The organism is Enterobacter sp. JJBC, assembly GCF_036936505.1.
Taxonomy (GTDB): Bacteria; Pseudomonadota; Gammaproteobacteria; order Enterobacterales; family Enterobacteriaceae; genus Enterobacter; species Enterobacter hormaechei_C.
Genome location: NZ_CP136935.1, coordinates 1,594,856 through 1,617,298, shown reverse-complemented (window position 1 = coordinate 1,617,298; position 22,443 = coordinate 1,594,856). Strand labels below are relative to the sequence as shown.

The following is a 22,443-nucleotide window of genomic DNA, read 5'->3' as shown; positions in this document are numbered from 1 at the left end:
CCGGCAAAAAACAGAGAGTGCGGACTGATGCCCTCACCCCGGCCCTCTCCCACAGGGAGAGGGTGCAGACACTAAAACGGCAACCCTGGGGGTTGCCGTTTGCTTTTACAGAGCCGTCCAGGCTTCAGCCCATGCCAGACCTGCGCCTGGTTCATAGTACGTTGGAGAGTTGTTACACCAGCCGCTGTACGGGAACGGTTTGCACTGGAACAGTTTACCGTGGTTGTTCACGATATCACCGGCGTTGTACTTGCTGTTCGCGCTCCATGCCGGGTAAGACGTATCTTCTCCGGATGGCGTTGCCGCTTTCGCTTTCACGTTCAGCAGGTAAGACGTGGTGCTGCTCAGCTCGCCATCGCTGACGGTCAGGCTCACTTCATACTGCTGCGCCGTCGCAGACTCTGGCGCTGTGAAGGTCACAACCGCTTTGTCCTGACCGGTAACAGTCTGACCATCCTGGGAACGCCAGGTATACGTCAGTTTGTTGCCATCAGGATCGGTAGAGCCTTCCGCACTCAGAGAAACCTGCGCACCTGCTTCCACTGCACCGATCGGACCGGCAATCTGCGCAACCGGCGCGTGGTTCACCACAACAGGTTCGACCGGGGTTTCATCCGGCGTTGGTGTTGGCGCTGGCGTTTCATCGCCAGATGGCGTCGGTGTTGGCGTGACCGGGGTTTCGTCCGGGGTAACGGAAGAACCATCATCGTTAACGATTTTCACGTTAAAGAACTTCTGCACGCACTTGCTGTAGTCACCTTCTTTAAAGGCGCTGAACGGAGTCTGGTAGCCCACCAGCTGGCAAGAGTAGGTTTTGCCGTCCGGGGTATCCGCGCTCCATCCCCAGTCCTGTTCCCAGTAAATCTTCAGGGCGCCTGCGCCACCTTCGTCGAACTGCTTCATGTTGGCGCAACCCAACACTTCGTTCGCCGGAACAGGCACTTTCAGGTAGTTTGCAAACTCTTTGTAGTATTTGATACGGTTCTGAGACTGCGCAATTTCAGTCGGGCCGCCGCACTCAACGCCGCCGTTGATGATCTGGGTGGTCACACCAAAGCCCGGAACCAGACCGTTGGCTTTATCGTGGTCGTTCGGCTGCCATGTACCGTCGATCACCTGCAACATGCTTGGTTTTGGCGGCTGCGGATAGGCGAAGAAGAAGATCGCACTCGCCAGGTTCAGCCAGGTGTCCGCCACCAGCTCAGGTTTGTCGAGCAGTGTACGCACGTCGCCGTACATCGCTTCAGAGAATGGACCGTAGTTGTAGTTGTAAGACAACTGTTTCGCACCGCGTCCGAAATAGCTCAGGAAATCGCCGTCTTTATCTTTACCGCAAGGCCAGGTCTGTCCTTGCCAGACGTCCGGGTTACATTCGCCGTTATAACCGCCCTTCTGCCCTTCGCTCCAGCCCATTTCACGTACGTGGACCAGCGCCTGACGCCATTCGGCTTCCGGACGCCAGCTTTCGTGGCCGCCAGTTTCCTGGGCAAAGTGGGCAAACATGGTGGCCAGCTCTTTGCGACAGATGGCGTCGCTGTCACGACCGTCATTATAGGTTTTACACAGCGCCGGGAATTTACCCACGGCTTTCAGGAAGTTGCTGTAGGTATAGGCCTGGGCGCGCAGCGGGAAGAGATATTCCCAGTCGCTGGCTTTCACAATCCCTTCAACGCGTTTAACGTTGTCCGGGTTCGCCGCCCGGCCTGGCTCAATCAGTTCGACCTGCGCGTTATCCAGCGTCTGGATGGTCTCTTTAACCGAAGCCATCAGCGGGAAGTCCGTCAGTTCCTTCTCTTTCTTCGCCAGATCGCTGGCTTTGATGGTGTACGGCTCACTGCTGGTCTCCTTCAGATTCGCAGCCTGGGCCATGAATGGCGCCACGCAGGCTCCCGCAATGAGTACACTCAGTAACGTCCTTTTGTTCATTTCAGTTTTCCTGTTCGTTTCAAATTAAATGTTAATATCCCGGCTTAGGTATTACTCCGTTAATACATAAACCACATTCAGCTGTTTTCACTTTTCGAAGAACACCTTCAGGAATTCTTCAAAAATAAAAAACGTTAATAACGTGCTGCTAATTTCAGTTGCTGATATTTGGCCCAGACCTTATGGGCATATTTCATCCTCTGCGGATAATTTTCTTTTTTCAGTCCGGCGTTATACGCGCCAACGGCTTCCCAGTTGTAGCCATACACCCTGATCATCCCGGAAAGGATAGAAGCCCCGACCATGATCGAAGTACACGGCTCCGTGATTAATCGATATTCGTCGATGCCTCTGCTTTCCAGCGCGGTAAAATGCGAACTGTTGATTTGCATCAGCCCGACATCCCGCGTGCCATCGCGGTTTTGCCCAACCGCATACGGATTCATTCCGGATTCCACATTCGCTATCGCGTACAGTAAATAAGGATCGACATGATAATAATGCGCCGCTTTATCCCAACAATTTGCCAGTGCGCTTTGGCTTATTATCAATAACAACAAAATTAACTTTTTCATTTTTACCTGCTGACAGTTTCGGTTATTTCTCCTTACCAACATCCTGTAAAATGAATTTTGAATCACTCCCCCTCTAAAGGGGGAGTGATTAATGGGTTAGATTATTTGCAATCTGTTGATGCGCCTTCTTTTACCCATACGTCGCTGTTGGCTGGGTTATCACCACGGGTCCACCATTTCGCACGGTAAACGTTACCTTCATAGGTGGTAGTGTCGCCGCCGTTGTAGACCAGGTCAGAACGCCAGTTCATCTTCACGTTGCTCACCAGCTCCCATGCATCCACACCGAAGCCAGGCTGATTGCCCTGAGTCCAGTACTTCGCTTTCCACACCAGATGGTCGAAGCTTACGGTATCGCCACCGTTGTAGATTTTGCTGGATTCCCACGCCGCGTATTTGCTGGCGTTAGCATCCACAGGTGCATCGCAGCTTCCTTTGTCAGACGGAGGAGTCACATCATCAGCCGGAGGGGTAACGTCATCCGCCGGGTTAGTGTCTTCGTCAGCAGGTACCGGTGCAGGCGCCGCTTTCGGATTCACGGTAACCTGGACGTTAGACTGCACGCTGGTCTTACCGTCGCTCACTACCACGCTCAGGGTGTAGGTAGACGTCGAGCTCACTTCCGGCGCCGTGATATTCACGTTCGCGGAGTCAGTTCCGGTGGCGTGCATATCTGCTGGTACGCTCCAGGCGTAGGTCAGCGCATCACCGTCTGGGTCCGCAGCCTGGGCATGCAGCGCATAGGTTTCACCAGATTCAAGCGTGATCGCTTCCATTGGGTTTAAAACCGGTGCCTGGTTAGCTTTCGGCGCCTTGTTCACCACCTGGACATCAATCGCGTTGCTCAGGCCTTTTGCATCGGTCACCGTCAGGCGGAACGTCATGGTCTGGTCGGTGGTCGCTGCCGCAACATTGAAGGTCGCTTTCGCTTTGGTGCTGTTGTTGATGGTGACAGACGGACCAGAGACCTGAGTCCATTTGTAGGTAATCGCATCGCCATCAGGATCGCTGGAAGCAGAGCCATCGAGCGTGACGGTTGCCGGGCCAGACACGTTCTGATCGGCAGAGGACGCGATTGGCGCGTGGTTGGTGACCACCGGATCAACCGGAGTCGAGTCGCCGCCCAGCAGGCTTTCGTTCATCGCATTCAGAATGTCGCCGGTATCAGAGTCGATAGACCACGCGAACAGACCGCCCAGTTTATTGGCCAGAACATACTTGCCTTTCGCCGTGGTTGAACGCGCATCTTCATACGAGATCAGGTCGCCGGTGGATTTGTTGAAGACGTAAGGGGCTTCAGCGGTCGTGTCGTAGCCGTATTCCCAGCCCGGTTTGCCTTTGTATTCGTTCACGATCTGACGATAGTCAACCACGCCCGGTTCCCAGGTGCCTTTCACCATGCCGGTTGCCGTACCGGTGAATGGATTGTCACCGGTGTAGCCATGCACGCCGGTCCAGCCGCGGCCATACATGCCCGCACCCACCACGATCTTGCCTGGCTGTACACCCTGCGCAAGCAGCGCGTTAACGCCATTTTCAGTGGTGTAATCAGTGTCCGGACGCCATGCTGGCGCACGCAGCGCAGCCTGGTGGCCGAGAACGGTGTTGCTCCAGCCGCCGTAGAAGTCGTAGCTCATCAGGAAGATGTGGTCGAGATACTGCTGAGCCGTGGTGTAATCCACGTCTTCGATCTTATCGCGGCCTGCACCGATGGCGCTGGTCAGTTCATAGGTACGGCCCGTCTGTGCAGACAGCTCGTTCAGCATGGTGCGCAGGTCGTGCATCAGTGCGGTATAGGTTGCTTTATCCTGCTGCGGGTTACCCAGGTTTTCGGTTACACCGCCACCGCCCGGGAATTCCCAGTCGATATCCACGCCGTCAAAGAATTTCCACGTCTGGAGGAAATCTTTCACAGAAGAGACAAAGCGTGCTCGGATAGCCGGGTCGCCCATGTGGAAGAACGGATCGGAAAGCGTCCAGCCGCCGATAGATGGCAGCACTTTCAGGCCTGGATGCGCTTTTTTCAGCGCCATCAGCTGGCCAAAGTTACCTTTGTACGGATCATCCCAGTTGGAGACTCCAGCCTGTGGTTTTTGCAGCGCAGCCCATGGGTCGTGGATCGCCACGGTAAAGTCAGGACGGCCCTTACAGTCGTTCTGAAGCACGCGGAAGCTGTTACCACCTTCAATGGTTTTCAGGCCGTCGTTGATGCCGTCACCGCCACAGATTGGAATGAAGCCGTACAGAATGTGGTTGAGGTTTGCCGCAGGGATCTTATCAACCGGGAAGTTACGGTCGTAAACGCCCCATTCCGGGAAGTAGGCCGCAACCACTTTATCGGTATGCTTCGCGAACGCTTTGTTGTTCTCCTGGAGAGACGTATTCAGCGGCAGCAGGTGGCTACCGTCGGTGTCAGCCACAATAATCAGCTTACTGGAGCTTTTCGCACAGCCGCTGGCATTACAGACTTCAACCTGTTCCTGATAACGCCCGCCTTTTTTCACTTTAAACGTTGCAGAGCCCGTCGCACCGGCTGCGCCGGTCCATACGGTCTGTCCGTCCAGCAGAACTTTCGCAGAAGTTGGCGCATCACCACTCCAGACGTTCCACTCAACTTTTACATCCACGCCATCGTTATGCACTTTGACAAGATTGTTATAATCCTGTGCAGCCTGATCCACTTCCACCAGGGCAAATTTGTCATTGCCATAGCCGATCGTCGGTGCACCTGGCGCTGCTGCAAATGCGGAGCTGGTTGCCGCCGCAATAAAGAGCGCCAGATATTTTGGCTTCATAAATTTCATTTTTATTTCCTGATAAATTTATTTATAACGTAGTAACCCATGTCTTCCGTGAGATCATGGATGCGTTTCGCGTAATGCGTATTTAACCAACGTGAGTGCCGTGAACAAAAAATTGTTGCTGCGTTGTATTCCTCCATTAAAAGATACAAGCCAAATCCCGTGTAGCTTATATCTCTTACGATACACTGAGCGTAAAGGATCGTCCTTTCCTCCCTCCATCAAAAAGATTTATAAAAAATCTTGACCTGTATATTTAAAATGTGAAAGCAATTTGCTGACTAATAAAAACCCCTATTCCAGCAAAGGCGAGATAAGGACCAAAAGAAATAGTGAGGTTATTTTTATTTAAATTATTTACGGCGAAATAACCGACAATACCGCTTAACGCTGCCGCCAGTTCAATAGAGGGCAACGCCTGCCAGCCGCACCAGGCGCCCAGCGCCGCCAGTAGCTTAAAATCCCCGTAACCCAGACCTTCTCGTCCCGTGATCAGACGAAAAGCCCAGTAGAGCAGCCAGAGCGACAGATAGCCCGCCACCGCGCCGAACAGCGCATCGCGTAGCGGCAACGTGTGGTCAAAAACATGAAGCAAGAGACCTGCCCACAGCAGCGGCTGGGTCAGGCAGTCCGGAAGCAACTGGTGCTGCCAGTCGATCATGGCCAGCGGCAGTAAAAAAGCCGCCAGTAACCACAAAGAGAACAGTGCCTGAACGTCCGGCATGCACCAGGCCGTGATGCCAAAAAACAAGGCGGAGATCAGTTCGACCAGAAAGAGTCGCAGCGGGATCGCGCTGCCGCACTGGTGGCAGCGCCCCCGTAATAAAAGCCAGCTGAGCAGCGGGATGTTTTCCCACGCGGCGAGCGCGTGCTGGCACACCGGACAGTGCGAGGCCGGAATGAGCAGATTACCGCTCCCCTCCTCATCCATCACCATCCCCGGTACGCGTTCGGCGACAACGCCAAGAAAACTGCCCACAATGCCGCCCAGGATCGCACTCATTATCGGGAACCCTACTGGAAAGGCATCCCGCATCAGCGCGAAGGTATTCATGCGTTTTTTGCCCAGGTGAGTTGCACCTGCGCTTTCACATCGCTGAGGTGGTCAACCGGCGTGAGGTTAATTTTTTGCAATCTCACACCGGTGGTCTGATTAATTTCACGCAGCCAGCTTTTTAATTCATACACATTAACCCGATTCACCACGAACGATAAAGTTTGCCCCTCCTGGCGCACATCCGTCAGCGAAAGGTTAATTTCATGGGCGCTATTCTCGACCACCGTACGCGGATTATCCGTTTTGACTAACTGGATCTGAAGATGATTTTTATCAATTTCACTGCGCATCCAGTTAAGCGTCTCTTTTTGTCTTTTAAGTGTCGATTTACTATTTTTAATCATATTATCCAAGGGGATCACTCCTGTGTAATACACCGCTGCCCCCACAATAGCAACGGCACATATTTTTAAAATGATTTTTTCCCGGGCGCTGTAATTCTGATAGCGCGCTTTCAGCTGTGCGATTCGCTCTTTCATTTATGTTTCCCTGCGATCATGGCGGTATACGGTTCGGTTGTTGAAACAGGCTGTAAGGTAAAATCAAAATTCTCACTGGTCTGGTTAACAAACGCCTGCAACGCGGGCTGGTTTTGCGCGCTGACGCTCAGCGTCAGGGTGTTTTGCTGCGCATCGTATTCCAGCAGATCGATCTCCATCGCAGGGACTGACTGCCGGGCTTTCTCCAGCTCCTCAAGCTGAAGAAAGAACCCCTTGCTCTGTTTTTTCAGGCTTTGGCCAAAGTGATATTTGATATTGGTCTGCTGGCGCATGCTGGGGAAATGGTGCTGATAAACCTGGACGATCTCCTGCTGCACCCGATTTTCCTGCTGCACCAGCATCCAGGCCATCGCAATGCGTGGCCCCAGCAGCAGACCAACAGACAGCACGCCCGCCGCCACCATCGCGGCTTTCATCCTTTTCGCTGCCCGCCCATGACCGGCCTTAAGGCTGAATTCACCGTGAAGCAGGTTAACGCGACAGGTTTGCCACTGCGGCTGGATCAGCGCCAGCGGATGCTGCCAGGCATGCTGCACGTCAACGTGCACCTTCGCAGGCGCATCGCCGTAACACCACACTTCCCCGACCCCGGCTTTCTGCATTAACAGCGGCAGCAGGGTTGCCTCCATTTCACCCACCACATGGGGCGATAAACGCAGCCAGTAGCCATCATCCTGCGCGACCAGCGTGCTGCCCCCTGCCGTCACGGGCAGGAGCCAGGCATCAGGCAGGGCCTGAATCACGTTTAATCCGGCCTCCTGACAGCGGGTTAATGTTGCGCGCAGGCGGTCGGCGTCAATGGCCACGGCGTCGACGTCGGCGCCTTTTTTGTGGAGTACCGTCCAGTGGAGGTTGTCCACGTCGCCAATCAGCGTCTCTTCTGCCATCCACGAGAAGGCCATTCCCTGAGAAGCCACCTTTTTCGGTAGCCTAAAATGGCGGAAAATCATGTCGCTGGCGGGTAACAGGAGACAAACGCGCGTAGCCAGGGGGTGTTCGGCCAGCATCTCCAGGCTGTCGACCACCTCGACGCGCTCGCTGCCGGACTCACACCACATTATTTTCCCGCCCTCGCGGCTGTCGGGACGAACAAAAAGTACCTGTTTCATAACGTTCTACTTTTCTTATTCAATCATTCGGTAACGACGCTGCCACGTCACGATCTCACCGGCTTCGTTATTCACCTGAAGCTGGCTGACCACGCGAAGCGTTAATTCATCGGTATTGCCGGTGTAATTCACGCGGAAGTACCGGCTGTTTATAGAAAATTGATCCACCACCTGCGGGAGATCGTCTTTTAACTGCGGGAAGGCCTGCTCCAGCGCTTTGCTGAACGCTTCCATATTTTCCCAGCCCGATTCCGGACGCGAATCCAGCAGGCGAACGGCGTCATCCGGCGTGAGTTTTCCCGGGAACATGGCCGCCAGCACGGCGGCCTGTTCCGGTTGCAGGGTGTTCACGTCCACCTTGCTGGCGGCGTCCGGCAGCGCGCATAACAGCTTGCTCACCTTTGGATATGCCGTAACAGGGAACGCCGGCAGCAGTTTGATTTCCGCGATGCTGCGCATCATCTGATTTGCCGGTTGCCGCGCGGGCACGACGCCAGCCCACGCATCGCTTTCGGCCCCCTCCTTCGCCGTGGTGCTGTCACCATCGAGATAATCCACCAGCTGGAAATAGACCGCCTCCGCCGTGCCCGGACTGAGCCCACTTTCCGTCAGAAGTTGTTCTACAATCCGCGCTTTACGCGGTGTTTCCGCCACCGCGGGAGCGCTTTGCCCCTGGGGTGCGATGTCGGCGGTCAACAGGTTATTGACGTTAAAGCAGTCCTGCGCATCTTCCACCTGGCTCACGACCGTGTAATCTTCACCCTGCGTCTCCAGCGGCTGATGCCAGTCGCCGTCCAGCGCCAGCGGCTTGCTCTCGCCGCTGGCGTCGGTCTGTAACCGGTCCTTCACCACTTTTTCCTGGGCCTGCATCGCCCAGCGCAGCTGCTGCTGGCTTACCTGATAATGCGTTTTCTGCAAATTACGGCAGAACTGCTGGCTGATTTTGGCGGCCAGCGCCGACATCATCACCAGCAAAATCAGCACCACCAGCAGGGCTACGCCCTGTTGTTGACGGATCCGCTTCATGGTCTGGTCTCCGGCGAAGGGGCAGGCGCAGGGGCTGCATCCGGGGGCGTCCCAGGCGCGTCGGCGGCTTTCTCTGGCGCCGCGGCAGCGGCCACCTCCTGCATATCACCCGGCGTGGTGAATACCCAGCGCCAGGTATCCCCGTTTTCCATCGTCAACGTAACCTCCACGCCGTCCGGCAGATGGGCGGCGTCGCTCCAGCTTTTCAGCCAGCCCTGACGATAAAACCGCCACTGCAATGATTTAACGCCGCTGACAATCGGCACTTCGTCAGGCTTAACGTCCGCCGGGCCGTCAATGACCGGCCAGACGTCGCGATACAAACGCCCCTCTTCCAGCCGCCAGCGCACGCGCTCCAGCTGGACCGTTCCGCTCACGCCATTCAGGGTGGTCAGTTCAAGGGCATCGCCCGCCTGACGAAACAGCTCCGGCTCATTACGCGGGGCGCGCGCCTGAAGCTGGAAAAAATCACGCTCCATCAGACTCCAGGCGCGTTGAAGCTGGTTGAGCTTTGCGGCGCTGGCATCCGTCGCCGAGCTGGTACGCATCGCGCCGTCCAGAATTTGCCAGGCCAGGGTGCTGATCACCGCGAAGATAGTCAGCGCAATCATGATCTCCAGCAGGGTAAATCCGCGCTGGCGTCGCATTTTCTTCACTTGCTCTCTCCCGGCGGAATGATATGCAGGGAAATAACCGGCTGGCTCTCATCGCCTTCCGCATACACGCGTATTGTATTCGCCCAGACGTTGTCGGCCGTTTTCACCCGCTGCTTACGCCAGTTCCACCTGCGCCCGCCCATGATTTCCGTCCCCTGCTGTTCAGCATCCGGGAAGTCGGTTTTCGTGAGCTGTGCTTCCGCCAGCTGATTTTCCGCCACCCAACTGGCCTGCAAGGTATCGGCCAGGCCATGGGTAAAACGCACGTTCAGGGAGACCGAGTTCATCAGCGCCAGCGCGGCGGTGGAGAAAATCACCAGAGCGACCATCACCTCCAGCAGCGTCATCCCCTTTTGCTTTTTGTTGCCGTTAGCCATCGTTTTCTACCGATACCGGCGCCGCACCTTGCGACACCACGCGGAAATGGTGCTGTTTGTCATAACTTTGCAGCGTCAGCGTAAAGCGGCTGATTTCACCGTCCGGTAAAAAGATTACCTGCGGCTCGGACGTCACCGTCGCGGCCAGGCGCTGCGGCGAGAGCGACACATGCATCTCTTCCGGAAAATCACCTTTGGTGGAAATGCGTCCGGCAGATAATGGCACCCAGTGACGCTCGCCATTTTCATCGGCGATCGTCACCAGCTGATATTTATCGGTGGCGATCACCAGCCCGACAATATTTCCGTCCATCACCGCACGGTCTGAACCATAATCAACGAGCGCTTTTAATTGCTGGCCAAATATATCCGCGCCGCTGCGCGAAGGAATGGTGGACACCACCATCATGGCGCAACTGGCAAATATCACCAGCGCCAGAATAATTTCCAGCAACGTAAAGCCGCGTTGATTTTTCATTATTTCTCTTTCTTATCCAGAGACCAGTTGGTAATGTCATCGGCGGTATTGGCTTCGCCGTCCGGACCGGCTGAGAAGACGTCCACCGCGCCGTGTTCACCCGGGCTCACCAGCAGATAATCATTGCCCCAGGGGTCCTGCGGCAGGCGACGGATATAGCCGTCCGTGCGGTAGCCGTTCGGGATTGGCGCGATTTCAGGTTTGGTCACCAGCGCCTGCAAACCCTGCTCTGTGGTCGGGTAGCGGTGGTTATCCAGCTTGTACATATCCAGCGAGCCTTCGAGCGCGACAATATCGCTGGTTGCTTTTTGCGTATCGGCTTTTTCCTTATTGCCCATTAAATTTGGCACTACCATACTCGCCAGTACGCCGAGAATAACAATGACCACCATTAATTCGAGCAATGTGAAGCCCGCCTGGCGAGCCAGGTTTTTACGTTTTAAAGCCATGATTTAACCTACCATATTATTAAGTTGCAGAAGCGGTTGTAATATTGAAAGCACGATGAATAAAACAATCGTCGCCATGGATACCACCAGCGCCGGTTCAAAGACCGACAGCGTTAATGTAATTCGATGTTGTAAGGCCGATTCCTGATTTTCCGCCGCGCGATCCATTAAATTACCTAATTCCCCGCTCTCTTCACCGGAGGCAATCATATACAGCATGGTGGGCGGGAATAATTTCGCCTGTTCCAGCGCCGCATACAGCGACGCCCCCTGGCGCACGGTGTCGGCGGCCTGCTCCAGCACCTGCCGGGCATAGCGGTTTTCGATACCGTCCATCGCGATATACATCCCCTCCAGCAGCGGCACGCTACTGGCCTGCAAAATACTCAGGGTACGGATATAGCGGGCGCTGTTGATGGCGCAGACCAGCTTTTTAATCGGCGAGCCGTTCACCAGCCAGCTGTGCCAGCGAAAACGGTTTTTGGCATTCCTCAGCCAGGTTTTGAAGCCGATAAAGCCGCCCCCCAGAATGCCCACAATATAAATGCCCCAGGCTTGCAGGAAATCACTTACCGCAATCAGCGTCCGGGTGGTGATCGGCAGCTGCTGCTTCATGTGAGTGAACTGCTCGATCACCTGCGGCACCACCGCCACCAGCAGGATGCTGATGACCGCGATGGCGACCACGGTGAGGGTTATCGGGTAGACCATCGCCTGCGTCAGCTTACTTTTCATTTTCTGGCGCTGCTCGTTGTACTCCGCCAGCTTCTCCAGCACGTCGCCCAGGTGACCGGTTTTCTCCCCGGCCATCACCAGCGTGCAGTAAAGCTTGTCGAAGGTGCGCGGGAACTGGCTGAAGGCATCGAACAGGGTGTGGCCTTCCACCACCTTCTCGCGGATCTCCACCACCATCGCCGCCAGCTTTTTGTCTTCCGTCTGCTTCGAGATCGCTTTCAGCGCGCTCTCCAGCGGCAGCGCGGCGTTGACCAGCGTCGAAAGCTGACGGGTAAACATCGACAGCACCGGAGTGGAGAGCTTCACCCCGGTTTTCGCTTTCCCGCCAGCCGCCGTTTCGCGGGTTTCGGTAATGCTGACGGGCATCAGCTTTTGCTCGCGAAGCCACTGGCGAACCTGCTTCTGCCCCTCGGCCTGTAACGTCCCGCGCTGGGTTTTCCCCGCGGCATCCGTCGCTGTCCAGGCGTAGAAAGCCATTATGCATCCCCCCCACGCTCGGCGGTGACGCGCATGACCTCTTCCAGAGACGTCACGCCGCCGATCACCTTCAGCAGCCCGTTTTCACGCAGGCTGTAGGCCTGCTTAAAGAGCTGCGTTTCGAGGGACATTTCGTCCTTATCTTCATGGATGGCGCGGCGCATGGCGCTGTCCACCACCAGAAATTCATGAATACCGGCGCGGCCCTGATAGCCGCTCTGACGGCAGTGTTCGCACCCCACCGCGCGGTAAATCGCTTCTGGCGGCGCGTCCATAAAGCTGAACAGCGCTTTTTCATTGGCGTCCAGCGGACTGGTGGTCCGGCAGTGCGTACACAGCCGACGCACCAGACGCTGGGCAATGACACCGAGCAACGATGAACCGATTAAGAAGGACTCCAGCCCCATATCCCGCAGACGGGTTATCGCCCCTGCGGCACTGTTGGTGTGCAGCGTCGACATCACCAGGTGACCGGTCAGCGACGCCTGCACCGCAATCTGGGCGGTCTCACCGTCACGAATTTCCCCGATCATTACCACGTCCGGGTCCTGACGCAGAATGGCGCGCAGCCCGCGGGCAAAGGTCATGTCCACGCGCGGGTTAACCTGCGTCTGCCCCACCCCTTCCAGCTCGTACTCAATCGGATCTTCCACGGTCAGAATGTTGCGTTCGTGGCCGTTCAGCGCTGAAAGAATGGCGTACAGCGTGGTGCTTTTACCGGAACCCGTCGGGCCGGTAACGAGGATGATCCCGTGCGGGCGTTCGATCAGCCCTTTCAGCTTCTCCAGTTCTTCATCAATCAGCCCCAGCTTGTTGATGTCGGGCTTGAGATTGCTTTTATCGAGCAGGCGCATCACCACGCGCTCGCCGTACTGGGACGGAATGGTCGACACACGCACGTCGATCGCCTTGCGACCGATGCGCAGGGAGATACGGCCATCCTGGGGGAGACGTTTCTCGGCGATGTCGAGTTTCGACATCACCTTGATTCGCGATACCAGCAGCGGGGCGAGCTTACGCGCCGGTTGCAGCACCGGGCGCAGCACGCCGTCAACGCGAAAGCGAATGCTCAGGGTGCGCTCGAAGGTTTCGATATGAATATCCGACGCGCCGTCCTTCACCGCCTCGCCGAGAATGGCGTTGATCAGGCGGATCACCGGCGAGTTTTCGTCGTTATCGAGCAGATCTTCGTTATCCGGGATCTCCTCGGTTAACGCCATCAGATCGATATCCGCGTCCATGTCGTCCACCAGCTGCTGCGACACGCCGCTGCTCTGCTGCCAGATTTTGGCCAGCATCTCATCAAACGCTTCCGGCGCCAGGGTGATCGGGACGAACGCGCGTCCAAGCACCCGGCGCACCTCCAGCAGTGCTAACGCCGGGGTGTCCTCACGGATATAGACGTCATTGTTGTAAAGCAGAACGCCGTTATCTTTTGCATAGTTGCTGCTACACAGGGATTTACTCAGTTCGTCCACGTTATCCCTCCGCCTTACTCTTTAAACGGATTGCGTGCCGCGGAGGTTTTCACCGGTGCGACGTGAGGGCTTGCTGAAGGAAACGCGGGCAGGACGGCATTGTCGCTCGGCTCAACAATACCGAGCTTTTTCTCTTCCACGCGCTGCATCTGGCGCACCCGGATCTGGTCATATTTCTCTTTCGAGGCTGCGCTGTAGTTGTCGTCGTCACGCAGGACGGTGGTATGAATAAACACCATCAGGTTGCGTTTAGAGGTATCCTGCGAGGTGTAGCGGAACAGCTGCCCGACCAGCGGGATATCGCCGAGCAGCGGCACTTTGGAGACGGACTGTTTGGTCACATTTTCCATCAGGCCGCCGAGCACCACCGTCTGGCCACTGTGAACCATCACTTCGTTATTGATCGTGCGCGTGTTGAAGGTTGGGCCGAGGCTCGAATCTTCCGTCGCGCTGTTGTCAACGCTGGACACTTCCTGCTCAATCTTCAGGTGGATCATGTCGCCATCGTTGATTTGCGGCACAATCTTCAGCTTGGTACCGACGGTTTTACGCTCAACGGAGTTAAACACGTTGTCGCCGCTGGTGGTTTGCGAACCGGAAAGCACCGGCACATCCTGACCGACGTTGAATGACGCTTCTTTGTTATCCAGCGTGACCACGCTTGGCGTGGAGAGGATGTCGTTTTTGCCGTTGGTGGAGAGCGCGGTCATCAGCGCACCGAAATCACCGTTAAAGAAGCCGGTCGCAAGGCCCGTGAAGCTCGCCCCTTTCATGGTGCCATTTTTAATCTGGCTGATTGGCAGGCCGGTAGCGCCAAACTGCACGCCGCCGTGCTTGCTGGTCCACTGCACCCCAAGATCCAGGCCGTTGCCGTCCTGCACTTCGGCAATGATCGCTTCCACCAGCACCTGCGGACGGCGAATATCCAGCTTGTCGATCACCTTCTCCAGGGAGTTCATCACATTAGGCTGCGCAGTGATCACCAGGGAGTTGGTTGACTCGTCGGCGGTGATATTCAGATCGGTTGAGGCGCTCGCGGTTTTCGCTTTGGCCGCGCCCGGCTTGTCTTTCAGCTGCTCGCCAATCCCGGTCAGCACCGGCACCACTTTGGTGGCGCTGGCATATTTGAGGTAGAAGACGCGGGTGTTCCCCTCGTTATTCTGCTCGCGATCCAGCTGATGGATAAGGGAACGGGTACGCGCGCGCGCATCTTCCGAACCGCTGATCACCAGGCTGTTGGTTTCGTCATCCGCCACCACCTTGGTCGCCAGCTGCGGCGCGTTCTGCCCTTTCTGCTCTTCGTTGTTGAGGTTGTTCAACATATCCGAAAGTTCTTTGGCAGAGGCAAAGCGCAGCGGGATGATTTCGCGGCGCTGAATACCGTCTTTATCGACGCGCTGCACCAGATCCACCAGGCGGTTCACCACCGAGGCTTTACCGGTTAACAGCAGGACGTTGGACGGCTCAAAGTGCACCACGTTCCCGATGCCAGTGGCATCGTTGAGCTGACGCAGCAGCGGGGCCAGCTCGCGAACGGGTACGTTTTCCATGCGCACCACGCGGGTGATGATCTCATCACCTTTGCCCGGGTTCTTGCTGTCTGCCAGCGGCGCACCGGCGGTACGCGCCACGCTTGAGCGCACCACTTTGACCATGCCGTTGTCCAACGGGATCACCGACAGGCCGTAGAGATCCAGCACGCTCAGAAAGAATTGATAGTACTCATCTTCTGTCAGCACGTTGTAGGTTCGGACCGAGACGGTGCCCTGGACGGACGGGTCGACCAGAATGGTTTTGTTGAGATTGCGGCCTACCGTATCGATAAACTCGCGAATATCAGTATTTTTAAAACTCGCGCTAAAGTTAGCTGCAAGCAGCGAACTGGAATATAACGACAATGCGGTCAGCGCCACGCACGCCCAGGGAAATTTTTTCATGTCTGCACACTTGTTAATTGTTTAGAACATTAACCCGAATATTTTCAAGGTGAGCGTGACGCCGCACGACGACATCCGCTTCTTTCATTTTCGACCAGTTGGCAATAATGCTTTTCGCTTTTGCTTCATCGGTCATATCGACAGAGTTAACCTGAACCGCCACATCGCCTTTTTCCAGACCTGACTGACTGTAAAAGGCGGAGGCATTCCTTGGATTTATCCTGTAGCCTTCCAGTCGGCCTTTTTCAATGATGGGTTTTAACACCAGATAATCATCAAGATGCAAACTTTCTGCGCCAGCATCTTTCGTCGATTTTGTAACCGGGCCGCTATCCATGCCCCCCTTAAAATAGTCCGGTTTATTTAACGCCAGTACCTGCGTAGCACCTTCATAATTAACCACCACATTATCTTTGTTTATTTCCTGAATAAATGCGTCGTTAAATCCGGCGAGAGGTTCACCCTCACGGTAGCTTCGCTGACCGCCTGGGGTTTTGATAACAGCAAAGGAGAGCCAGGCGTCATCACTGCGCACAATGCCCTCTATCTCCGCTGCCAGCGGGGCTTTTGCCGCATCCGCTAAGTTCTCCTGACGGACGGCAGCCGTAAAAAGCGTGAAGGGTTTATCTTCACGCGTTTTTTTCAGCGGCTGTAGATCAGCTTTAGCCAACTTATTCGTAACTTTTTTATAATCTTTTAAGGTGAGATACCCTTGCTGGCCGCTAAAAATGAGCAGCGCAAACATAATACAAGGCGTTATCCACCGTGACAGAAATGAGAACCTCATTTTTTATCCGGCCTATAGCAAAGCAAAAATAAGCAGCGTCATACTGCGCCAATATGGAGGAAAATAGTAATAAGCTGTTGCAAATACGACCACTGACTTCGCCACCAACTTTCATACAGAAAAATATTGACCGTATAAAATCCAGATGTTAGGCGCGGCCAGCTGGATATTTTTACCCTGTCTGCAAATTGACCGCTCAGGGGCATTACCTTACTTTCTGCTGCTGTTGCTATTCCTAATCAGAGACGGTCAGTCGTTATGTATCAGAGCCACTTTAATTTTAAAAATCCGCCATTCAGGACAATCACCCGTTTATCCGGTGATTTTCTGGTGCCTTATCATCAGGACGTGTTCAACCTGCTGAAAGAGAAAACCCAGCTGGCGGGTATTATCGGGCTTTTTTGCGACGACGCTCCGCTTCTGAGCCACTTCATCGACGCGCTGAAAGCCAGCAGCAATACCGTTATTGCCATCAACGCGTTTCCCAAACTGAGTGCCAGTAGCCTGCTGTACAAACTCAACCCGGGAACGAAAGCGATTAAAGATCGCATGCAGGCGGTGGATGCCGTCCTGCGCCAGTGGCAGGAGGGGAAAGCAAAATCCAGAGTGCTGACCATCGCCCATTCCGAAGCCATGAAGGAGAGCTGCCGTGAAGTCCTGGGAACGCTGCTCACGCGCGCCCAGGAGCTGAACTTCCGGCTCGCCGTGGTGCTGACGGGTGCTGCGGAGCAGGAACGCCTGCTAAAGCAACCTGAACTGCGCGAATATACGCACACACATCATGTCCTGCGCCCCCTCACCTGCCGCGAATACCTGAGCTATGTGCAGGCGCAGTGCGAAGAACACGACTGTGAACATTCGCCGTTGCCGCCTGCCCGCGTGCGCAAAATGCACACGCTGACCAAAGGCAACATCAGCAAACTGAACGCGCTGGCACACCTGTCAATGCTCGCCGCCTGGACGGAACGCGCGGCGCAGGTCAGCCCACGCCATTTACGTCTGGCGGCGGGAGAGATCCTGCCCGCCAAAAAACACGGTAAGCGCCTGGCAACCGTGGGGCTGTTTGCGTCCGTGCTATTTGCCGCCTGCGGCTGGTATTTTACCTCGTCGATCGGCGCGCGCCTGCCGATCCAGCTGCCGGTGACCGTCAGCTGGAAACAGCAGACGCCAAAACCTGAGGCAGCCGTAGTGCCGGTTATCGACAACGAAATAGTTAATCAGCCGGATGCGATGCATCAGCTTTATCTCATGTGGGGGTATGACGCCTCGGCCGACGATGCGCTGTGCCAGAACGCCGCTAAAGTGAACCTGATGTGTAAACAGGGGAACGCGTCCCCGCAGACGCTGGCGCAGGAAGGGTATCCGTGGGTCAGTGAGCTGAAAACCAGCGGTCACCTTAACTATGCAGTGGTCGCCAGGGTCGGAGATACATCAATTGACTTGTTAATGAATAACCGGACCTGGCAGGTAAGCCGCAGCTGGTTTAACCGGCATGCGACCGGCAACTTCACCCAGTTGCACCGCCTGACACCGGAAGGAAAAGACGCGATCGGCACGGCCAGCGACAGCAAAGACATGGTCTGGCTCGATCAGCAGTTAAGCATCGCGTTGAGCCAGCCCGAAACGCATGCCCGGATCTGGACCGCAGAAATGATGAAACGCACCCGCGAGTTCCAGCAAAAAATGCATCTGCACGTGGATGGCATCCCCGGTGAAGAAACGCTGATGCAGCTGATGCGCGTGACCAACAGCACGCCGGGCGTACTGATTCAGGCAACCCGCACCACCCCGGACGCAAAAATGCAGGAGAAGAAAGCCTAATGTCGACCATCTGCCTTGCGGCCCAGCGCAGCTATACAACCGGGGAAGCGGTCTGGTTTTCGTACCGCCTCCCCAGCCTGAAAAACGTATTCGGCAAAACAGCGTTATGGCTGGTCGGGCTTTGCGCCATGCTGGTTGTCGGCCTGTATATGCACGTCTACTGGAACCTGCGCCACCCGGCACCTGAACCGGTCAACGCCAGCGTTGCCAAACCGGAAACGCAGCTTTCGGAAATGCATTACGTGTACGTGAGTAAACCGTTCCCGCATCCGCAGCCTAAAGTTGCGCCAGTGCATGTTGATGTTCCACCGATGCAGGATCTGCCGATCAGCAGTGATGATGCCGACTGGCAGCAGGCGCCCGAGGGCGCGGTGCCGCACGATACCTCGCGGGATACCTTACCCGGAACCGAGGCGCATGAACACGATATCGCCCCCGCCAGCACGAGCAGTGAAGAGTCATCATTAACGGAATTATTTAAGCAGGCATTAAAAGAGCAGGAGCAGGATTATTCTCAAGGAAAAATTCCCGCGCCGCCGGTTGACGAAACGCAGGATAATTCACAAGCGAGTGTAAAAAACAGTGGAAATAACCGTTCTCCTTTGAGTGAGAAAGGAGAACGGCGGGAGTAGGTATTAATATTTTTCAGGCAGTGCGGTGAGGTTAAGCAATCGACCTTTTTCCACCACAATATATTGACCTTTTTTCAGATCGGAGAGGATTTTGATAATAGTACTACGTGCGAGGTTAGTGTATTCCTGAATGTAATCATAAACGTTAATATCACGTTGCTGATGAACAGTCAGATCGTTAATCTCATATAAAAATTCACGAACAACAGAATACGCACTGCGGGCAACCAGAACATCATCACGTTTGCTCATCACGCATATGTACCAGGAAAGGACTTTGGTCAGGTCAGGCCACAGATTTTTTTCGGTCATCAGCTGGGCGAAGACCTCTTTCTTGATCGAGCGAACGACCGTATTCGTCCGGACAAGGCCGTACATATGGGTGGCGTTGTAATACATTGACGATAGGCCGAAAAGGCATTGTCCGGTGACAGTAAACATGCACAGTTCGTCAGATTCACGTCGAAATTCGACTTCGCCGCTGACGATGACATGAATGTAACCGGAATCAGTAGTGGAAATTTTCTGCCATTTCTTTAACGTTTTTTCTTCAACGCCTGCGGTTGCAGAAATAATTCTTTCCATTTCATATTGTGGACGTAATTTTTTTCCATAGATGCTTAACATTGTTATACCCGATTTAAGATGTGATTTTTTAAAATAAGATGGCCGCGGCATTTACGCCGAACCATAAATTTTTACCTGATGAAAATCTCAAGAATAAAAATAAAAGAGTAAAGTTTTTGATTAATTCGCTACATTACTTAGCGCGCTATGTGTCCATCTTAAATCGGGATAATTTTAAGTCAATTAACTAAAAATGAAATGAGTTTGTACTTAGGATTAATCTGATAGAAACTTAAGAAAATATACTCACTCGGGGGTAATCCGAAGGTTTACCCCTGCCCGTATTTCTCTAAAAGTGCTTCGGCAATCGCCATGGTTTCCACATCCGCTACGCCATTCCATAACTGCGGGCGGAAATGCATCTGGAAAACCATGATGATGCGTTTTTGCTGTGCGGGCGTGCTGTTTTCTGGCACCTCGTAACCGTAGCGCGCCAGCAGATCGAGCAGCGCTGCGGTATCAACCTGCTGATAATGCGGTCGGCCGTTGATATAAAAATTCACCCGCGCCGGATCGGGCCAGGCCCCGATACCCTGCTGCGCCAGCTCGCGCCACGGAAACATCGGGCCAGGATCGTCTTTGCGCTGCGGGGCGATATCCGAGTGTGCCACCACGTTCTGCGGTTTTATGTCGTAGCGGGCGATGATATCTCTGGCAAGCGGGATCAGCGCCGCAATTTGCCCCGGTTCGAAGGGGGTAAAGGTTTTCACGCCATCGGTTTGCCGCCAGCCGCGGTTTTCCAGCTCAATGCCGACGGAGGTATCATTTATGCGGTTGGTGCCACGCCAGAAGCTGATGCCCGCATGCCAGGCCAGCTCGCTCTCCGGGACCAGCTGCCAGATACGCGGTTTGCCCTGTGGTGCTGGGGGCTTTGCGGGAATGAGATAGTGAGAGCTGACGTTTTTATCGGTCAGGGTCGCAAGCGAGGTGTCGAAATCGTCGGCGGTGTAGTGAATAACCAGCACCTTTATACGCGGGTAGGCCGCCTGCGCCTGATGGCGCGTATCCAGCTCGTACGCGCCTTTATCAACGATGCCCTCTTCCGAGGCGCATCCTGCCAGCAATATCGCCAGCAGGAGGGTTGAGAGCGAACGCTTCATCGACGGGTTTTCACCGCCGTACCGCTTACGCTCACCATCAGCATGCTGGCATCTTTCCCGACCGTTTCGTAGTCGATATCAATGCCTACCACCGCATCCGCGCCCAACGCTTTGGCCTGCTCGCCCAGCTCCTTAAACGCAATGTCACGCGCTTTACGCAGCTCTTTCTCGTACGCGCCGGAGCGCCCCCCGACGATATCCCGAATGCCGGCAAAGAAGTCCCGGAATATGTTCGCGCCCAGAATCGCCTCACCGGTGACCACGCCGCAGTACTCGGTAATCGGTTGACCTTCCAGGGTTGGCGTTGTTGAAAACTGCATACTTTCTCTCCTTCTTTAGCGTTCAATGCGTTAGCAACTGCATTATCGGTTCGTTACGCTATGATTGAAAGGATAGTTAATAAATAAGGAAATCAACATGCGCTACTCTGCTTTAACGCTTTTAGTGCCATGCGCGCTGGTGCTCAGCGCCTGCACAACGCCGGTCACGCCAGCCTTTAAGGATATCGGAACCCGCAGCGGCCCTTGTATTGAGGGTGGCCCGGACGCCGTGGCGCAACAATTTTATGATTACCGTATTCAGCATCGCGGTAATGACCTGACCGCCCTGCGCCCGTACCTGAGCGATAATCTGGCGAAACTGCTCACCGACGCTTCGCGCGATCCGCAGCATAACGCCCTGCTGTCATCCGATCCGTTCTCAAGCCGCGCCACGCTGCCGGACAGCGCCGACGTCGCCAGCGCATCCACCATTCCAAATACTGACGCACGCAATATTCCCCTGCGCGTGAAGCTAACCCAGGGGACGCAAACCTGGCAGGATGAGGTGCTGATGATCCGTGAAGGCCAGTGCTGGGCAGTAGATGATGTACGCTACATTGGCGGCAGCGTTCATGCCCCGGCAGGCACCCTTCGCCAGTTGATTGAGAACCGCTAACGCATCCGTTAAATAAACGTTAACCCCGTAAAATGTCCGGCATTTCAGGCGGAATGCCGACATTTATACTCGCCCCCCTTTCCCGTCGCTATTTTGTGCTATGTTTAAGAGTAAACACGGGTTATATTTAACTTTTAACGCATAAATATTGCATAACTATTCTGTCAACGGTACTATCTGCGGCCTCAATTGCTATAGTTTGCCTGGATGAGTAAAGACTGCCCCGATGAGTATTAAACTAAACGGCATTAACTGCTTCTACGGCGCACACCAGGCGCTGTTCGACATTACGCTGAGTTGCCCGGAGGGCGAAACGCTGGTTTTGCTTGGCCCAAGCGGCGCGGGAAAAAGCTCCCTTCTGCGTGTTTTAAATCTGCTTGAAATGCCCCGTTCGGGAACGCTGGCCATCGCCGGTAACCATTTTGACTTCGCGAAAACCCCTTCTGATAAAGCGATTCGTGAACTGCGTCAAAACGTGGGCATGGTTTTCCAGCAATACAATCTCTGGCCGCATCTGACGGTGGTGCAAAACCTGATTGAAGCCCCGTGCCGCGTGCTTGGCTTAAGCAAAGACCAGGCGATGGCGCGCGCTGAAAAGCTGCTGGAACGTCTGCGTCTGAAACCGTACAGCGACCGTTATCCTCTGCATCTCTCTGGTGGTCAGCAACAGCGTGTGGCGATCGCCCGTGCGCTGATGATGGAGCCAGCGGTGCTGCTGTTCGATGAGCCGACCGCGGCGCTGGACCCGGAAATTACTGCCCAGATCGTGAGTATCATTCGTGAGCTGGCGGAAACCAACATTACCCAGGTCATCGTGACCCACGAGGTGGAAGTGGCGCGCAAAACCGCCAGCCGCGTGGTCTATATGGAAAACGGGTATATCGTTGAGCAGGGTGACGCGAGCTGCTTCACTAACCCGCAAACCGATGCCTTCAAAAACTACTTATCACACTGATGTG

Annotated in this window: 22 protein-coding genes; 4 read left to right on the top strand and 18 right to left on the bottom strand. The window is 54.9% G+C overall.

Features of this window, described 5'->3' with window-relative positions; translation table 11 throughout:
* Positions 1-105: 105 nt before the first annotated feature.
* The 15 genes from RY075_RS07735 to gspC all read right to left on the bottom strand — a co-directional run bounded on the left by RY075_RS07735 (position 106) and on the right by gspC (position 16,326).
* Positions 106-1,926 carry a chitinase gene (locus RY075_RS07735; protein WP_022650709.1) on the bottom strand — a complete coding sequence of 607 codons (1,821 nt, stop codon included), beginning with the start codon at positions 1,924-1,926 and terminating at the stop codon, positions 106-108.
* 134 nt (positions 1,927-2,060) lie between these two features.
* Positions 2,061-2,501: a type III secretion system invasion protein IagB gene (gene iagB / locus RY075_RS07730; protein WP_022650708.1), complete on the bottom strand. Its 441-nt coding sequence runs from the start codon at positions 2,499-2,501 to the stop codon at positions 2,061-2,063.
* A 101-nt stretch (positions 2,502-2,602) separates the two neighbouring features.
* Positions 2,603-5,305 carry a glycosyl hydrolase family 18 protein gene (locus RY075_RS07725; protein ID WP_109948775.1) on the bottom strand — a complete coding sequence of 901 codons (2,703 nt, stop codon included), beginning with the start codon at positions 5,303-5,305 and terminating at the stop codon, positions 2,603-2,605.
* 253 nt (positions 5,306-5,558) lie between these two features.
* Positions 5,559-6,356 carry an A24 family peptidase gene (locus tag RY075_RS07720; RefSeq protein ID WP_022650706.1) on the bottom strand — a complete coding sequence of 266 codons (798 nt, stop codon included), beginning with the start codon at positions 6,354-6,356 and terminating at the stop codon, positions 5,559-5,561.
* On the bottom strand, positions 6,353-6,838 hold the full coding sequence (locus tag RY075_RS07715) for a type II secretion system protein M (protein WP_022650705.1): 486 nt from the start codon (positions 6,836-6,838) through the stop codon (positions 6,353-6,355). Before RY075_RS07715 ends, RY075_RS07720 begins: the two co-directional genes overlap by 4 nt.
* On the bottom strand, positions 6,835-7,968 hold the full coding sequence (gene gspL / locus RY075_RS07710; protein WP_302378511.1) for a type II secretion system protein GspL: 1,134 nt from the start codon (positions 7,966-7,968) through the stop codon (positions 6,835-6,837). Before gspL ends, RY075_RS07715 begins: the two co-directional genes overlap by 4 nt.
* Positions 7,969-7,983: 15 nt before the next feature.
* Positions 7,984-8,994, bottom strand: a complete 1,011-nt coding sequence (gene gspK / locus RY075_RS07705; RefSeq protein ID WP_045337399.1) for a type II secretion system minor pseudopilin GspK — start codon at positions 8,992-8,994, stop codon at positions 7,984-7,986.
* Entirely contained in the window at positions 8,991-9,650 is a 660-nt protein-coding gene (gspJ, locus tag RY075_RS07700) for a type II secretion system minor pseudopilin GspJ (RefSeq protein WP_032657884.1), read from the bottom strand. The genes gspK and gspJ overlap by 4 nt, the downstream gene beginning before the upstream one ends.
* Complete coding sequence (gene gspI, locus RY075_RS07695) at positions 9,647-10,027, bottom strand: type II secretion system minor pseudopilin GspI (protein ID WP_023315726.1); 381 nt, start codon at positions 10,025-10,027, stop codon at positions 9,647-9,649. The genes gspJ and gspI overlap by 4 nt, the downstream gene beginning before the upstream one ends.
* Positions 10,020-10,505, bottom strand: coding sequence for a type II secretion system minor pseudopilin GspH (gene gspH / locus RY075_RS07690; RefSeq protein ID WP_023315725.1), 486 nt, complete (start codon positions 10,503-10,505; stop codon positions 10,020-10,022). The genes gspI and gspH overlap by 8 nt, the downstream gene beginning before the upstream one ends.
* A complete protein-coding gene (gspG, locus tag RY075_RS07685) occupies positions 10,505-10,954 on the bottom strand; it encodes a type II secretion system major pseudopilin GspG (protein ID WP_003858352.1) in 450 nt (149 codons plus the stop codon). The genes gspH and gspG overlap by 1 nt, the downstream gene beginning before the upstream one ends.
* A 3-nt stretch (positions 10,955-10,957) precedes the next feature.
* Complete coding sequence (gspF, locus tag RY075_RS07680) at positions 10,958-12,166, bottom strand: type II secretion system inner membrane protein GspF (protein WP_017384864.1); 1,209 nt, start codon at positions 12,164-12,166, stop codon at positions 10,958-10,960.
* Complete coding sequence (gene gspE / locus RY075_RS07675) at positions 12,166-13,644, bottom strand: type II secretion system ATPase GspE (protein ID WP_022650700.1); 1,479 nt, start codon at positions 13,642-13,644, stop codon at positions 12,166-12,168. The genes gspF and gspE overlap by 1 nt, the downstream gene beginning before the upstream one ends.
* 14 nt (positions 13,645-13,658) lie before the next feature.
* Positions 13,659-15,581, bottom strand: a complete 1,923-nt coding sequence (gene gspD, locus RY075_RS07670; RefSeq protein ID WP_022650699.1) for a type II secretion system secretin GspD — start codon at positions 15,579-15,581, stop codon at positions 13,659-13,661.
* Positions 15,582-15,594: 13 nt separating this feature from the next.
* Entirely contained in the window at positions 15,595-16,326 is a 732-nt protein-coding gene (gspC, locus tag RY075_RS07665; RefSeq protein WP_059370727.1) for a type II secretion system protein GspC, read from the bottom strand.
* 300 nt (positions 16,327-16,626) lie between these two features.
* On the opposite strand from gspC, the gene RY075_RS07660 reads away from it, so the two are divergent.
* Together RY075_RS07660 and RY075_RS07655 are read left to right on the top strand one after the other, a co-directional pair.
* Positions 16,627-18,189, top strand: coding sequence for a peptidoglycan-binding protein (locus tag RY075_RS07660; RefSeq protein WP_338628381.1), 1,563 nt, complete (start codon positions 16,627-16,629; stop codon positions 18,187-18,189).
* A complete protein-coding gene (locus tag RY075_RS07655; protein ID WP_023324384.1) occupies positions 18,189-18,821 on the top strand; it encodes a hypothetical protein in 633 nt (210 codons plus the stop codon). The genes RY075_RS07660 and RY075_RS07655 overlap by 1 nt, the downstream gene beginning before the upstream one ends.
* A 3-nt stretch (positions 18,822-18,824) precedes the next feature.
* Here the strand turns inward: RY075_RS07655 and RY075_RS07650 are convergent, their stop codons facing one another.
* The 3 genes from RY075_RS07650 to RY075_RS07640 form a co-directional block, all read right to left on the bottom strand.
* The gene (locus RY075_RS07650; protein ID WP_022650695.1) at positions 18,825-19,448 is read right to left on the bottom strand and encodes a helix-turn-helix domain-containing protein; all 624 of its coding nucleotides are present in this window, start codon (positions 19,446-19,448) and stop codon (positions 18,825-18,827) included.
* A 269-nt stretch (positions 19,449-19,717) separates the two neighbouring features.
* Complete coding sequence (locus RY075_RS07645; protein WP_022650694.1) at positions 19,718-20,548, bottom strand: N-acetylmuramoyl-L-alanine amidase; 831 nt, start codon at positions 20,546-20,548, stop codon at positions 19,718-19,720.
* The gene (locus RY075_RS07640; RefSeq protein ID WP_003858361.1) at positions 20,545-20,868 is read right to left on the bottom strand and encodes a heavy metal-binding domain-containing protein; all 324 of its coding nucleotides are present in this window, start codon (positions 20,866-20,868) and stop codon (positions 20,545-20,547) included. Before RY075_RS07640 ends, RY075_RS07645 begins: the two co-directional genes overlap by 4 nt.
* 97 nt (positions 20,869-20,965) lie before the next feature.
* Between RY075_RS07640 and RY075_RS07635 the strand changes: the two genes are divergently transcribed.
* Together RY075_RS07635 and artP are read left to right on the top strand one after the other, a co-directional pair.
* On the top strand, positions 20,966-21,484 hold the full coding sequence (locus RY075_RS07635) for a lipoprotein (RefSeq protein WP_338628379.1): 519 nt from the start codon (positions 20,966-20,968) through the stop codon (positions 21,482-21,484).
* A gap of 226 nt (positions 21,485-21,710) precedes the next feature.
* Positions 21,711-22,439: an arginine ABC transporter ATP-binding protein ArtP gene (gene artP, locus RY075_RS07630; protein ID WP_006809439.1), complete on the top strand. Its 729-nt coding sequence runs from the start codon at positions 21,711-21,713 to the stop codon at positions 22,437-22,439.
* The last annotated feature ends 4 nt before the right edge of the window (positions 22,440-22,443 follow it).